The 14064-nt window shown below is 41.9% G+C and carries 15 protein-coding genes; 1 reads left to right on the forward strand and 14 read right to left on the reverse strand.

Annotation, left to right across the window (positions count from 1 at the left end; genetic code table 11):
* Positions 1-211 precede the first annotated feature (211 nt).
* The 4 genes from yghU to rplK form a co-directional block, all read right to left on the reverse strand.
* Positions 212-1000 (reverse strand): glutathione-dependent disulfide-bond oxidoreductase, encoded by a 789-nt coding sequence (gene yghU / locus K5Q22_RS08115; protein WP_205014377.1) that lies wholly within the window; start codon positions 998-1000, stop codon positions 212-214.
* Between the two features lie 8 nt (positions 1001-1008).
* Positions 1009-1299, reverse strand: a complete 291-nt coding sequence (locus tag K5Q22_RS08120) for a hypothetical protein (RefSeq protein ID WP_012775208.1) — start codon at positions 1297-1299, stop codon at positions 1009-1011.
* A gap of 106 nt (positions 1300-1405) precedes the next feature.
* Positions 1406-2095 (reverse strand): 50S ribosomal protein L1, encoded by a 690-nt coding sequence (rplA, locus tag K5Q22_RS08125; protein ID WP_004194879.1) that lies wholly within the window; start codon positions 2093-2095, stop codon positions 1406-1408.
* Positions 2096-2135: 40 nt separating this feature from the next.
* Positions 2136-2561 (reverse strand): 50S ribosomal protein L11, encoded by a 426-nt coding sequence (gene rplK / locus K5Q22_RS08130; RefSeq protein WP_002935890.1) that lies wholly within the window; start codon positions 2559-2561, stop codon positions 2136-2138.
* A gap of 154 nt (positions 2562-2715) precedes the next feature.
* On the opposite strand from rplK, the gene K5Q22_RS08135 reads away from it, so the two are divergent.
* The gene (locus tag K5Q22_RS08135) at positions 2716-3084 is read left to right on the forward strand and encodes a DUF3397 domain-containing protein (RefSeq protein ID WP_029171884.1); all 369 of its coding nucleotides are present in this window, start codon (positions 2716-2718) and stop codon (positions 3082-3084) included.
* A gap of 369 nt (positions 3085-3453) precedes the next feature.
* Here K5Q22_RS08135 and K5Q22_RS08140 read toward each other — a convergent pair whose 3' ends face one another.
* From K5Q22_RS08140 to K5Q22_RS08185, 10 genes are all read right to left on the reverse strand, one after another.
* The gene (locus K5Q22_RS08140; RefSeq protein ID WP_105151183.1) at positions 3454-3840 is read right to left on the reverse strand and encodes a VOC family protein; all 387 of its coding nucleotides are present in this window, start codon (positions 3838-3840) and stop codon (positions 3454-3456) included.
* Complete coding sequence (locus tag K5Q22_RS08145) at positions 3840-6209, reverse strand: DNA translocase FtsK (RefSeq protein ID WP_205014378.1); 2370 nt, start codon at positions 6207-6209, stop codon at positions 3840-3842. The genes K5Q22_RS08140 and K5Q22_RS08145 overlap by 1 nt, the downstream gene beginning before the upstream one ends.
* A 125-nt stretch (positions 6210-6334) precedes the next feature.
* Positions 6335-7693 carry a glycoside hydrolase family 32 protein gene (locus tag K5Q22_RS08150; RefSeq protein ID WP_205014379.1) on the reverse strand — a complete coding sequence of 453 codons (1359 nt, stop codon included), beginning with the start codon at positions 7691-7693 and terminating at the stop codon, positions 6335-6337.
* Positions 7694-7711: 18 nt separating this feature from the next.
* A complete protein-coding gene (locus K5Q22_RS08155; protein ID WP_205014380.1) occupies positions 7712-9322 on the reverse strand; it encodes an ABC transporter substrate-binding protein in 1611 nt (536 codons plus the stop codon).
* A gap of 254 nt (positions 9323-9576) precedes the next feature.
* Positions 9577-10464: a carbohydrate ABC transporter permease gene (locus K5Q22_RS08160; RefSeq protein ID WP_029171889.1), complete on the reverse strand. Its 888-nt coding sequence runs from the start codon at positions 10462-10464 to the stop codon at positions 9577-9579.
* A 9-nt stretch (positions 10465-10473) separates the two neighbouring features.
* Positions 10474-11394 (reverse strand): sugar ABC transporter permease, encoded by a 921-nt coding sequence (locus tag K5Q22_RS08165; RefSeq protein ID WP_074391520.1) that lies wholly within the window; start codon positions 11392-11394, stop codon positions 10474-10476.
* Between the two features lie 155 nt (positions 11395-11549).
* On the reverse strand, positions 11550-12539 hold the full coding sequence (locus tag K5Q22_RS08170; RefSeq protein WP_205014381.1) for a LacI family DNA-binding transcriptional regulator: 990 nt from the start codon (positions 12537-12539) through the stop codon (positions 11550-11552).
* A 103-nt stretch (positions 12540-12642) separates the two neighbouring features.
* Positions 12643-13182: a hypothetical protein gene (locus K5Q22_RS08175; RefSeq protein ID WP_174854217.1), complete on the reverse strand. Its 540-nt coding sequence runs from the start codon at positions 13180-13182 to the stop codon at positions 12643-12645.
* The gene (locus K5Q22_RS08180; RefSeq protein WP_024407510.1) at positions 13183-13560 is read right to left on the reverse strand and encodes a VOC family protein; all 378 of its coding nucleotides are present in this window, start codon (positions 13558-13560) and stop codon (positions 13183-13185) included.
* Between the two features lie 84 nt (positions 13561-13644).
* Complete coding sequence (locus K5Q22_RS08185) at positions 13645-13998, reverse strand: DUF2500 domain-containing protein (protein WP_044683780.1); 354 nt, start codon at positions 13996-13998, stop codon at positions 13645-13647.
* Positions 13999-14064 lie beyond the last annotated feature (66 nt).

Here is a 14064-nt window from a genome sequence, read left to right on the forward strand (position 1 = left end):
TACTCTTCGAAAATCAAAATCAGACGTTGTTGACTTGATTTGATGAACTTCAGTTCTATCTGCATCTACGTCGCCTAGTCTAATTCTGATTTTCATTGAGTATCAATTATTAATTTCTATTTTTGGATTTTCACAAAGTCTAACTCTTTCATTATAAACTTTTATCATACCAAAGTAAAAGAAAAACCCACCCATAAGGTGGGCAAGTCAATTAATTATCAATTGAATGATATTTCACTGTCAACCCTCGTTGTACAGCTGGGCGTTGGGCTATTTTCTCTACCCAGGACTTTAGATACTTGTAAGAATCAACATCTAAAAATTCTGCCGAACCTGGATATAGTTCTCCTTGCACCAAGCGACCATACCAAGACCAAATAGCGATATCAGCAATAGTATAAGTGTTACCTGCTACATATTCTCTAGTCGCCAATAGCTGATCCAAGAGATCTAGCTGACGCTTAGTTTCCATTGTATAGCGATTAATCGGATATTCTTGCGCTGTCGGAGCGTAATGGAAGAAATGTCCAAATCCTCCACCAACAAATGGAGCGGCGCCAGTTTGCCAGAAGAGCCAATTAAGAACCTCTGTCCGCTCTGCCCAATCTTTTGGTAGGAAGGCGTCAAACTTTTCTGCCAAGTAGAGGAGAATATTGGCTGATTCAAAGACCGAAATCGGTTCTTGCTCGGAATAATCTACCATAGCTGGTATTTTGGAGTTCGGGTTGATGGCAACAAAATCGGAGCCAAATTGATCTCCTTGACCGATATTGATGAGAAAGAGGTCATAATCAGCTTCCGAAATACTCAACTCTTTCAACTCCTCCAACATAATAGCAACCTTAATGCCATTCGGAGTCCCCAATGAATAGACTTGGAAAGGCTTCTCTCCCTTTGGTAGGTCTTGCTCAAAGCGACTGCCCGCTGTTGGACGGTTGCCGGAACGGTTGTCATTTTCATCTTCCCACTTCCAAACGAGTGGTTTTGTATATTCTGTCATGTTTTCTCCTATTTTACCTTTCCTGGAAAAAGACTGGCATAGCGATAATGGTTTTGAACCTCTTGAAGGTAATGGGCTAGTTGCACCAATTCCTTAGGCGCTCGGCAAGTCAGAGCTGTTAACTCTGCATTGATAAAGCGACTTAAGTGTCCTGCCAGTATATAGAGATTTTCCTCCTTGTCCAGCTGACCTGCTACCTCCAATATTTTTTCACGCAGGGCTTCTGAAAATGCTTCCTGCGGAAGGTTGTAGGCTGCAGAAAGGTATTTATAAAGCTCTTCTTTCTCTGCTACTTTCATTGGATAACTCCTTTTATGTAAATTGAATATAGTATAAATCGAAATCAAGTGCTTGTCAAGAAAATCTCAAGAAAAAAAGATTGCCCTAAGACAATCTTTCTATTGATTAAAGTGAGTTAGGATCAACTTTGATACCAACACCTTGTGTTGTTGTGATTGATACTGAAGTCATGTAAGTACCTTTAGCTGTAGCTGGTTTAGCTTTAGCCATTACATCGTGGAAAGCTTTGAAGTTTTCAACGAGTTTGTCAGCGTCAAATGATACTTTACCGATAAGAGCTTGTACGATACCTGCTTTGTCAGCACGGTAAGTGATTTTACCACCTTTAGACTCTTCAACTGCTTTAGCAACATCCATTGTTACTGTACCAGTTTTAGGGTTTGGCATCAAGTTACGTGGACCAAGTACACGACCAAGACGTCCAACAACTGCCATCATATCTGGAGTTGCGATAACAACGTCGAAGTCCAACCAACCACCGTTGATTTTAGCAACGAGGTCATCTTCACCAACAAAGTCTGCACCAGCAGCTTTTGCTTCTTCTGCTTTAGCACCACGTGCGAAAACAAGAACGCGTGAAGTTTTACCAGTACCGTTTGGCAATACCATTGCACCACGGATTTGTTGATCAGCTTTACGTACGTCGATGTTCAAGTTGTAAGCAACTTCAACTGACGCATCAAATTTAGCGAAGTTAGTTTCTTTTGCAAGAGCAACAGCTTCTTCTACGCTGTAAAGTTTTGTGCTGTCGATTTTTTCAAGAGCAGCACGCAAGTTTTTGCTTTTTTTAGCCATGTTATATGTCTCCTTGTAATCAGATAATCTTGGGTGCTACTTAGTCAGTAACAGTGAATCCCATAGAACGAGCAGTACCTTCGATCATACGCATTGCAGCTTCAAGAGATGCAGCGTTCAAGTCAGGCATTTTAGTTTCAGCAATTTCTTGTACTTGTGCACGAGTAACTGTTGCAACTTTAGTTTTGTTTGGTGTACCTGAACCTTTTTCAACACCTGCAGCTTTTTTCAAAAGAACAGCAGCTGGTGGTGTTTTAGTGATGAAAGTGAATGATTTATCTTCATACACAGAGATAACTACTGGGATGATCATGCCAGCTTGGTCAGCTGTACGAGCGTTAAACTCTTTTGTGAATCCCATGATGTTGATACCTGCTTGACCAAGTGCTGGTCCGACTGGTGGAGCTGGAGTAGCTTTACCTGCAGGAATTTGAAGTTTTACGAGTTTTTCGACTTTTTTAGCCATGATATAAAATCCTCCTATTGTGGTTTTGGCGGTAATTAAAGATTTTTACCTCCCACAAATATGTGTTTTACACATACCTTTTCATTATACACGAATTTCAAAGAAATGCAAGCTTTAGGTTTACTTTTTTTCACATTTTTTATAGAATGAATGTATGTTTGAATCGATTATATTTTTAAAAATAGTAGCCTTTCTATTTATCTTTCTAACCTTGGCCATTTCGATAATTGCTGTCAAGTTTTTTAGGTTGCAAAACCGAGGATGGAACTTTGCAGACATTGCCTTTCCTCTCTATGCAATTGAATTTTATCTGATTTCGGACAAGGCCTACTATAACAGTCTGCTGCCTCAGCTTGTCCTAGCTCTCTCACTACTGGCGATTGGTCTTTGTGGTTTCTTCCTTTTAAGGAAAAAGAATTTTTTATATCGCCGTTTCTTCAAGGTTTTCTGGCGAGCTAGTTTTATCTTGACCTTTTTGATGTATCTAGCTTTGGTTATTGCGGTCTTCACTTTAAAATCCTAAAATCATCCATCCTTTCATAGATGGCATAATAAATCCCCATTGCAGGCGCAGCGGGGATTCTTTTTTTATACTAAATCAGACAAGGCGACGTAGATGTATAGTTGAATGAATTAGCTTTCAGACAAAGAACTGAGGTGCAGGTTGCTAGCACAGCCTAGTGGCTGTGCTAGGTTGGAGATATAACTTGCAAAGCAAGTCACTTCTACAGAGTACGGCAAGCCGAAAGTGACGATGTATCAAAGTTAATTCAAATGACTATAGATAGAACTGACCTTCATCAAATCAAGTCAACAGCGTATGATTTTGATTTTCTAAGAATATTATTTAGTTGTCATATTGATAGGCCTCTCTGGACATGAAAAGATGGACTTATTCATGAATTTCTAGAGGGAGGCCATCTGGATCAAAGAAGAAGGCCATTTTTTTACCATCAAAATCATCTGTTCGCAGGACTTCATGTCGGATGTCCAGACGGTCAAACTCTTCCAGACAGGCTTCCACATCTGCAACCTGGAAGGCTAGATGGCGTAGACCTGTATGTTCAGGATGAGGCATGGCTGGTCTCAGCGGAGCATCTGGTTTGATGAAGATTTCCAAGATCAGATTGCCTTTTTTGACATTGAAGAGAATATCATTTTTCTCTGGGCGAATATGTTCATCCACCTGTTCAAAGCCTAGTTTTTCAACATAAAATTCTCTTGTTTTGTCATAGTCACTACCGATAATTGCAATATGATGAACTGCATCAAATTTCATTATTGTGTTTCCAATACCTTTCTAGGTTTTGTTCCTTCAGCTGGACCAATGACACCCGCTGCTTCTAGCTCTTCCATGAGGCGTGTTGCCCTGTTAAAACCAACAGACAAGCGTCGTTGAATCATAGAGGCGCTGGCTTTTTGTGTCTCAACTACCAAGGCACGTGCTTCGTTGAAAAGCGGATCTCCTCCAGCATCACCAAAACCTGCATCGCCATCACCTTCTGCCACTTCACCAGGATCAAAGGATTCATCATAATCTGCATCTGCCTGATCCTTGATAAAGCCAACTATTGCTTCTACATCATCATCGGATATAAAGGAACCTTGCAAGCGGACTGGATGGTTTTCATCAATCGGTTTAAAGAGCATGTCACCGCGGCCCAAGAGTTTTTCAGCACCGTTTTCATCTAGAATCGTCCGACTGTCTGTACCGCTTGATACGGCAAAGGCGATACGAGATGGTACATTGGCTTTAATCAAACCTGAAATAACATCAACAGATGGTCGCTGGGTAGCAAGAATCATGTGGATACCTGCCGCACGAGCCTTCTGTCCCAAGCGAATAATGGCATCTTCCACCTCCTTGCTGGCTACCATCATCAAGTCTGCCAACTCATCTACGATGACCACAATGAGAGGAAGTGGAATCTGTTTTTCTTCTGAACGGCTATTAAATTCTTCGACCTTCGCATTATAACCTTCTAAGTTTCGGACACCAATCTGGCTAAACAACTCATAGCGTTTCTCCATTTCATCCACTACTTTTTGAAGAGCTCGAGCAGCCTTGCGTGGGTTGGTCACAACGGGAATCAATAGGTGGGGAATATCATTATAGACCGATAATTCGACCATTTTGGGGTCAATCATCATGAACTTAACTTGGTCTGGACCAGCTTTCATGAGAATTGAAGAGATGATACCGTTGACAGCAACAGACTTCCCTGAACCAGTTGAACCAGCCACCAATAGGTGGGGCATACGTGCTAGGTTAAAGGAACGGACGGAGCCATTGACAGCCTTACCGAGAGGAATTTCCAGAAGCTTGTCTGGGTCTGTTTTAGATTGTTCCCAGAGCTCACGGAAAGGTACTGTAGCCACTTCGGAGTTTGGAACTTCAATACCGACCAGAGATTTTCCTGGGATAGGAGCTTCAATACGGACATCTTTAGCCGCAAGAGCGAGAGCCAAATCATCAGCTAGGTTAGAAATCCGATTGACTCGGACACCGACTGCTGGTTTGACCTCATACTTGGTTACCGATGGTCCAATCTCAGCACGCTCAACCACCACCTTGATTCCAAAACTGGCAAAGGTGTCTTCTAAAACTTTAATATTCTGGCGAACAATCCGTTTTTCATTGGACTGACTCTTAGCTTTTATAGGAGCAAATAAGTCTATGGACGGAAGTTTATATGCTAGTCTCTGCTTAGGCTTGAAATCAATTTGCACATCTATCTCGTCCTTCTCAAACTCATTTGTTTCAGAATCCTGGCTTGACGAGTTTGATTGTGCTGGTTGGTCATCTTCTGCCAACATAATAGGAAATTCATCTTCTATGTCTAAGTGGTCATATTCTGAAATAATCGGTACTTGAACAGGCTCTTCTTCTAGGATTTCACCCGTTTCTAAATCGACATGTCTATCTACCAGTGCCAAAGCCCGAGCTGACTCTTCCTCTTCCTCTAGACGAAGGCGTTCCTCTTCTAGACGAGCTAATTCTTGCTGACGTTTTTCTTCTCGTTCTGCTTTCTTCTGTGTTCGAAGCTCTGCTCTTTTTACCTGCGTCTCCGCCAACTTATCTTTGGCAACCGCCAAGCCATCGGCAACATCATAAACAGACCATGGGCTTACAAAAAAGATACCAAATGCTATCACTAGAAGACCGATGAAGAAAGAACCGACATTTGCAAAGAGGAAGGAGACTGGCAGATAGAAGATACTTCCAATCATCCCTCCGCCTAGAAATGCTGTTACCTGAAACTTAGCTAGGTCTGACAAGGCCAATTTTAGAGTATGACCGAATAGGTCACTCCCTTGATAGGTCCAGTCTAAATGAGCCTGAAATTCAATTAATAACCCGATAACAATCAGCCAGAAGCCCGATATGGTCCCTTCTCTTTCGCGTAAGACTTTGGGAATAAGAAGGTAGATAAATGCACCCGCCAATAATAGATAGGCCAGACTACCAAATAATAGCCGGAAAATATTGTAGCTGGTCACGCCAAACACACCTAAGCGACTGGCTGCAAAGGCAATGAACAAAAGCCCCAATACTCGAAGAGTAATATTTTTAACACGTTCTTGCTGTGCTAATTCTGCCTTGGTTGGGCGCCTCGTAGCCTTTCCTTTTTTACTTGTCTTTCTCATAGATACCTCAACTTTCTCAATCTCTTTATTTTATCATAATTGGGAAGAATTTTCATGATAGAAAAAACCCTGCAAATACAGGGTTTCTTTTGGAGTGAAAGAATAATTTAAGAGGGCAAATAATATTATAGAGCGTTTAGAATAATCTGACCTTCTACGTAGAAGGTTGATGTCAAGGTTTCTTGACCATCGTTAATAAAGATTTCCAAACAGTTGGTGTCAACCAAGACCTCTAGCTCTGTTGCTTGAACCGTGACCGCTCGTCGAACGGTTGACCATTCCTCTTCACCAGCTTGCTGGATCTTGAGAGAGCTGCGGTCAATGTAGACTTCTTGTTTGGCTCTATCATAGCCAAATTGAAGATAGTCTTGGTCTGCTCCCAGTTTCAAGTCTAGACTATCGTCCAGTTTGAGAGAGAGCTTACTTGGTCCTTGAATAACTTGACCAATCTCCATGTCGTCAAAGCTGTTCAAGATACTTGCTGACAAGACCTGTTTGAGTCCATTCTCACCTTGCTTGAGCAGACGAGGCAGGGTCATTTGACCATACCACTTGTGCCCAAGGTCATTGGTTACAAGCGGACGACCCCAGGTATGCATCCAGGCTATCATGACACGCTCCCCTTCTGGACCTTCAGTCGTTTGAGCTGCATAGAAATCATGCCCATGGTCGATTTCCTTGAAGGAATCTGCCACAAAGACTTTCTTGTCCCAGTCCACATGACCAGTCACAAAGATATTGGAATTGATATTGACAAAGTCATTGTCTTCTTTTTGATAGCGCATCGGCGAAACAATCAGGTATTCTTGACCATCTACTTCAAAGTAATCAGGACATTCCCAAACGTGACCTTGGTGGGCTTGGCCTTTTAAGAAGATAGACTCAAATTGCCAGTCCAGCAAATCGTCAGAACCTAGTAGGACAATACAGCCGACACCGTCTTTATGCTTGGTCGCTACAACGGAGTAATAGCGACCATCTTTCTCGAAAATCTTTGGATCACGGAAGTCATTGGCGATGACTTCTTCTGGTAGAAGTTCCTCCGTTGCGACAGGGTTCTGAGCGATTTTTTCAAAATGAATACCGTCTGTCGAATAGGCCATGTTCTGCACCTGTCTGACAGAGCCATCTTCATTGACGATGTTGCCCGTGTACATGAGCCAGAGGGTATCTTCTTTGACAATAGCAGAGCCCGAGAAACAGCCATCCTTATCGTAGTCCTTGTCTGGAGCCAGGGCAACTGGGAGATGTTCCCAGTTGACCAAGTCCTTACTTTTGGCGTGGCCCCAATGCATTGGTCCCCAAACACTTTCATAGGGATTGAATTGATAAAAGAGGTGGTATTCTCCTTTGAAATAGACAAATCCATTTGGGTCATTGATCCAGCCAATTTCTGGAACGAAATGACGTTCTGGTCTAAAAGTCGGATCAAGGGTTACTTTTTCTGTTTGAATATATGCATTGGCTTTTTCAACTGTTTTCACAGGCAGCCTCCTTTTTGATTACTGATTTTCTTTGTACTGATCGTAGTATTTTTGCTTGATAGCTAACCAGTCAGACAGACCGTAGCTTTCCAATTCTTTCAAATAGCTATCCCATTCTTCTTCGATACCGCCGTTGACAATCCATTCTGCACGTTTGCGGTAGATGAAATCGTTCATATCTGCTTCAACTTGAGCAATCTTATCCAAATCTTCTTGTTCCATGAAGACACGAGGGTAGATATCGTCATTTGTCACATAGTCAAGATAGGTTTCGTGCATCAAGTCCAAACGCCATTTAGCATCGTCTGGCATGGTTGTCACAGTTCCATAGTATTCATCAAGAATTGCAAGCGGTCCACCAACTTCTGTCTTCTGACGCAATTCACCCGGTGCAGTACCGTTCAACGGCAAATGTTTCAAGCTATCTGTAGCTTCATCGTATTCGAAGATGTTTTGTTGGTTTTCATCACCATAGGTACCCCAGTTATTTTGAACAGATTGGAGCGGAGCGTATTGGGCATCAATCCACTTGGCAGTTAATTCCAAGTTTTTATTGGCTGATGTGATGACCATGCGGTCACGTTGGAAGCCCATACCGTTTGTACGAGTAATGTGCTTGGTTCCATCAGGACCCGCCAAGACTGGCAAGATGTCATAGGTATCGTTCATACCTGTCACATTTGCCTTATCCCAAGTAAAGTAAACACCGTAGAGATTTTCACTTCCTTTAGAGATGTAAGTGTTCCAATCTTGTTCGAACGCTTCAGGATCTAGAAGACCTTTTTCTTGAAGGGTACGCATAAATTCAACACCTTCTTTATAGTCTTCATTGTCCGCTGTGAAGTCAACAGTTCCGTCATTGCTGACAACTAAGTGGTCATCATTATCACCGACACCGAATGCACCAAAAAGAATTTTGAAGTCCTCATTTCCTCCACCATTGATGAAGCCCATTGGAATTTCATCCGCCTTGCCGTTTCCGTTTGGATCCTTGGTCTTGAAGGCTTCAAGGACCTTAATCAAGTCGTCCGTTGTTTTTGGCATTTCAAGACCGAGTTTGTTCAACCACTCTTTGTTAATCCAAGCGATATCGTTAACGGTGTGAATTGATTCCTTACCTTCCCCCAACTCTTCAATCCATGGGAATGAGTAGATATGGCCGTCTGGAGCCGTAATCATTGAACGGTATTCTGGGTTCTCATCAAGAATTTTCTTGAGGTTTGGCATATGCTCATCAATCAAGTCTTCAACTGGTACGATGACCCCTTGCTTAGCCCAGTTCATCAATTCCACATCAGAAGCCCCGTCATTATGAATAGCATCTGGCAAATCACCTGAAGCAATATCTAAGTTCCGTTTTTCACCAAAGTCTGACTGATAATTTGTCCAGTCAATATGAACGCCTGTTTCCTCTTCTAATCGCTTGAAAATTAATTTTTCATTCGGATCTGCTGGAGCTAAGGGCGAACTTGCAGTCATAAACTTAAGCGTAACTGATTTTTCCAAAGGAAACTGAACATCCTTTAATTCATAATCAGGGCTTGATGCGGTATTTTTTGAACCACAAGCAGCCAATAAAACGGTACTTGCAAGAAGCGTAACAACTGTTTTTCCAAATTTGTGTTTCATCAGAAACAACCTCCTATTTTGTTTTCTTAAAAATAATTGATACTTATACTCAATGAAAATCAAAAACAGACTAGCTCCAAAGGTTTGGGGAACCTTTGGAGGTTAGAGATAGAGCGAACGTAGTTCGTTTCTACTCACGCAGATAGAACTCTGTTCCTTTTATATTTCAAGGAACAGGCTGAAAAGATCCACTGGATCTTTTCACTCATCAAATCAAGTCAACAACGTCTGATTTTGATTTTCGAAGAGTATTATTAACCTTTTAATGAACCAGCCATTATACCCTTATCAAAGTATTTCTGGAAGAATGGATACATGACAATGAGTGGCAAGCTAGAGATGACAATAGTCGCATACTTGATCATTTCTGCGATTCGTTTCATTTCATTCATAGCAGCCTGGGCACCAATCATATCCTTGGCAGGCTCACTCTGAATGAGGATTTTACGTAGCACGAGTTGGAGTGGTTCCAAGTCTGGATCCTTAATGTAAATCATGGCGTCAAAGTAAGAATTCCATTGACCGACAAAGGCATAGAGGAAGAGGACAAACATAATTGGTTTTGCCAACGGAATCATGATTTTCCAGAAAATCTGAAATTCATTGGCCCCGTCCATTACCGCTGCTTCTACCAACTCATCTGGTAAGCCTTGGAAATAGGTCCGTGCCAAGATGATATTCCAAACATTGACTGCACCAGGGATAATAATGGCCCAAACGGTGTTCAGCATTCCCAAATCTTTGACCAAGAGATAGGTCGGAACAAGTCCACCTCCGAAGAACATGGTGAAGACGAGGAAGGCATTAATCCATTTTTTCCCGACCAAATCCTTCTTAGAAAGGGGATAGGCAGTCATGACCGAAATGGCTACGGTCACAAAGGCAAAGGAGAAGGAATAAAAGAGGGAGTTGAAAAATCCACGTAGGATAGACTTGTCTGAAAATACCCGTTGGTAGCCTTCTACTGTCCAGTCCTTTGGATCAAAGCTAATTCCCTTGCTGACCAAGGCCTGTGGGTCCATGAAGGAAGCTACTAAAATGTAAGCCATAGGCACAACTGTTATGAGAACAAGAAATGCCAGCAAGATTTTATTGACAATCAGCATTCGCTTGTCAAATTTTGTGTACATTTGTGTATTCATACGAACCTCCTATAAGCCTTGTCCGTCGTTAATGCGTTGGACAATCTTATTGACTGCAATCAGCAGGATAATATTGATAAGTGCGTTAAATAAACCAACCGCTGTTGAATAAGAGTAGTCACCTGACACCAAACCGATTTTATAGACATAGGTTGAAATGATTTCAGAACTGGTTAGGTTGAGGGAGGTCTGCATCAAGAAGGCTTTTTCATAACCAACGTTCATGATGCCCCCAGCTGCCAGGATAAATTGAATGACCATGACTGGTTTCAATGCAGGCAAGTCAATGTGCCAGATTCGTTGGAAGATATTGGCACCGTCTAGTTTAGCCGCTTCAATTAAGGCCGGATCAACATTGACCAAGGTAGCCGTGTAGAGTGTTGATGCCCAGCCCATTCCCTGCCAGATACCACTTAAGATATAGAGCGGTCTGAAGAAGTCTGGGTCTGTCAGGAAGTTGGCCTCAATACCAAATAGACTAAGGATTGAGTTGACTGGCCCTCCTACTGAGAAGAAGAGGAAAATCATACCAACAATGACAACGACTGAGATAAAGTTTGGAGCATACAGCACTAACTGAATCCGTTTTTTAGCCTTATCACTCAATAGTTGGTTGAGCATGATTGCCAAAATAATGGGTGGGAGAAATCCTAGTAGTAGACCGTAGACGCTCAATTTCAAGGTGTTGGCAAGTAATGTGCCGAAATTTGGAGAAGAGAGAAACTTGGTAAACTCTTCAAACCCAATCCACTCACTACCAAGCACCCCTTTTAAAGGATTATAATCTTTAAAGGCAATCAAGACCCCGTACATGGGGATGTAACGGAAGATGAAAGTCAAGACCAAGCCTGGTAGTAACATCAGTAACAAGAGTTTCTGTTGCTTGATTCGATCCAAGAGCCCAGCTTGTTGCAGTTTTGATGTTTTCATAAGAACTCCTTTTTGAAACGTTTCAAATTTATTGATTTTAGAAAGAGGATGTGAACCTCTTTTTTGAAACGTTTCATTTTTCTTGTAAAAATAAAACCAACTGTTTATTGATGATTTTATTTTATCATTGTAACCGTTTTCTGTCAACTACTTTTTTAAAAATTTTTTGTAGTTTTTCCGTCCACATAAGAAATTGGTAACGTAACTTGGAGGGGACGCTCTCTTTTCTCGATGACATCGACTAGACAGGCAACTGCTTCTTGGGCCATAGCCTCTAGAGGCTGACGAATGGTGGAAAGTTCTAAAGAACGTTCGCTTGCCAACTGAATACCATCATAGCCGATCACCTGCACATCTTCTGGAACCCGTCGTCCCAGTTTTTCCAAGACAGCAAGTGTGTCTAGGGCTACAAAATCATTGATGGTGAAAATGGCATCAACCTGTGGATTGTTAATCAGAAACTCTTCGACTTGGCCGACAAAGTCATCATATGGCTCTTCCAAGTCCAAGACCTGACAAGGAAAACCTGCTTCTACAATCCGCTTTTCAAAGTACAATCGACGCTTTTTGGTTTCATTGATGGTTTTATTGTGCCCACCGATAAAGGCAAAATGGCGACCTCCTTTTGCAATCAAGGTATCCGCTGCCAGTTCCGCACCAGCTTGGTTGTCCGAACTGACACAAGGAATAGCCTTATTTTCATAGGTGCGGTCGATACTTACAAAAGGAATATTGGACGATAGGTAATCGTCAATGGGACTGTAGGTAATTGCAATAATGCCATCCACCTTATTTTGCTGGAGCATGGTTAGGTAATCCAGTTCCCGTTTGGGTCCTGAGATATTGCAGAGCAAGAGCTTGTAATTCTTCTTACTTAAAGCTACTTCGACATGATAGGCAAACTCTCCAAAAAATGGATGCCAGACCGTAGGAATAATTAAGGCAATGGTTTCCGTCCTGTTCTTTTTCATCCCACGTGCATAAACATCTGGAATGTAATTTAATTCCTGAATGGCAGTCTGAACTTTTTCAAGTGTGCTTTCCTTAATACCAGGCTCCTTATTAATAACTCGAGAAACCGTACCAACACTGACACCAGCTAGTCTTGCTACATCTTTCATAGTAATTGATTTTTGCTCTTCCATTGTTTGCTCCTTTCTATTTCGTTTTTGAAACGTTTCAATATTTTATATTAGAATACCATTGATAACGTTTTCTGTCAAGAAAAAATAGACCAGCCTTGCCAGTCTACATCTTCTTCTTTGGGTGTTTGTCAATGACTTCTGGGTGATTTTCCAGAGCAGCTCTGCCTTTTTCCGTCAGGGCATAGCCACGGACAGTAAAATAAGGAGCTAGTTTTTCTTCTGTCAAGTGGTCCTTGAGGGCAGTGTCGAGGTCGGCCGCCTTCATCTTGGACAGACCGGTCACGCCTTCTGCCTTGAGGATATTCTTCTTGGCAGTGGAGGTAATGTGGTCCAGCGAATCAAAGGCTGACTCTAAATAAACATAGCCTTCCGCCAACAACTTTTCCATATGGGCAGGTCCGTTGATGCCGTAAATGTACTCAAAATACTTGGAATAGGGCGTCGTAGTTGTAAAAGTGCCAAAATTGACACGCCAGAGGAGGATAATGTCCCCTGCCAGCAGACCTTCTTCTAGCCGAATCATATTGCGTTTGGGAACGGGCTTGGCCTCCAAAAGCCAGGCTGCCAGGTCACGTTCAGGGGAAATATAGGGCTTGACCTCATGGTCTTTGTACATTTCTTCAATCCGATTCTGAATTGACATTTATTTTACCTCTTGTACTGCGTAATAGTTGCCTTCTTCGTCGCTAAAGTTGAAAGTTTTCATAAATCCAAGATCCATAACTGGGTTGGCATTGACACCGCGTTCGATAAATTCTTGGTAGGTTTTTTCAACATCTGCAGATGCCATCAAGATGGATGGAATACCAAGAAACATCTCTGGATGCATTTCAGCAACTGCTGCCTTATCATGAAGAACAAATTGAACATCGCTATCTACTTTTGGCGCGATAACATAAGAAACTTGCGGACCTTGTTCTTGGCGTTCTACACGCTCAAAGCCAACTTTTTCATTCCAGAATTTTGCAGCTGCTTCAGGATTATTGACATACAGCATAACCTGTCCGATTGATTGAATCATTTTAAATACCTCTTTTGTGTTGTACGAATATCTGTTTAGACCATTATACACTATGTAGGGATATTTTCAAAAGAAAAACGACTCTTAGAGCCGTTCAAAACCTAGGAAGCGAGTCCCCTGAAAATGCAGGTTGCCTACATCTCCCTCTGCCAAGAGGGCATACTCGTCCGAGCGTACACGGAACTCCTGCCGTCTTCCCTCCCATTCAAACGTTACATAATAATTGGTTCGTGCTACTTCATTACCAAAAACATGAGTTCGTTTTGAGACAAGCTTGGCCCTGTAGGATTCTTTTGGGGCCTGATTGTTATGGTGCCATTCCATAAAATTTTTAATAATATGGAAACAAACCGTCGCTAATATGATTGCAGAAAAACTGTAGAAAAGGACCGTATGCCATACTAGGCTTCCATCTGGGCCAAACAAGTTCTCAAACATCACTATTCTCCTTTTTACATTTGTGAATATAGTATATCATATTGTTGAATTAGATACACTTTTTAT

The organism is Streptococcus sp. 2018162 (assembly GCF_019754175.1).
GTDB lineage: Bacteria > Bacillota > Bacilli > Lactobacillales > Streptococcaceae > Streptococcus > Streptococcus hashimotonensis.

Bases quoted from the DNA above. Each gene is read 5' to 3' on its own strand.
- rplA (WP_004194879.1), bottom strand. From the start codon at position 2,095: ATGGCTAAAAAAAGCAAAAACTTGCGTGCTGCTCTTGAAAAAATCGAC.
- rplK (WP_002935890.1), bottom strand. From the start codon at position 2,561: ATGGCTAAAAAAGTCGAAAAACTCGTAAAACTTCAAATTCCTGCAGGT.
- K5Q22_RS08135 (WP_029171884.1), top strand. From the start codon at position 2,716: ATGTTTGAATCGATTATATTTTTAAAAATAGTAGCCTTTCTATTTATC.
- K5Q22_RS08170 (WP_205014381.1), bottom strand. From the start codon at position 12,539: ATGGAAGAGCAAAAATCAATTACTATGAAAGATGTAGCAAGACTAGCT.
- yghU (WP_205014377.1), bottom strand. From the start codon at position 1,000: ATGACAGAATATACAAAACCACTCGTTTGGAAGTGGGAAGATGAAAAT.
- K5Q22_RS08175 (WP_174854217.1), bottom strand. From the start codon at position 13,182: ATGTCAATTCAGAATCGGATTGAAGAAATGTACAAAGACCATGAGGTC.
- K5Q22_RS08155 (WP_205014380.1), bottom strand. From the start codon at position 9,322: ATGAAACACAAATTTGGAAAAACAGTTGTTACGCTTCTTGCAAGTACC.
- K5Q22_RS08185 (WP_044683780.1), bottom strand. From the start codon at position 13,998: ATGTTTGAGAACTTGTTTGGCCCAGATGGAAGCCTAGTATGGCATACG.
- K5Q22_RS08160 (WP_029171889.1), bottom strand. From the start codon at position 10,464: ATGAATACACAAATGTACACAAAATTTGACAAGCGAATGCTGATTGTC.
- K5Q22_RS08145 (WP_205014378.1), bottom strand. From the start codon at position 6,209: ATGAGAAAGACAAGTAAAAAAGGAAAGGCTACGAGGCGCCCAACCAAG.
- K5Q22_RS08120 (WP_012775208.1), bottom strand. From the start codon at position 1,299: ATGAAAGTAGCAGAGAAAGAAGAGCTTTATAAATACCTTTCTGCAGCC.
- K5Q22_RS08180 (WP_024407510.1), bottom strand. From the start codon at position 13,560: ATGATTCAATCAATCGGACAGGTTATGCTGTATGTCAATAATCCTGAA.
- K5Q22_RS08165 (WP_074391520.1), bottom strand. From the start codon at position 11,394: ATGAAAACATCAAAACTGCAACAAGCTGGGCTCTTGGATCGAATCAAG.
- K5Q22_RS08140 (WP_105151183.1), bottom strand. From the start codon at position 3,840: ATGAAATTTGATGCAGTTCATCATATTGCAATTATCGGTAGTGACTAT.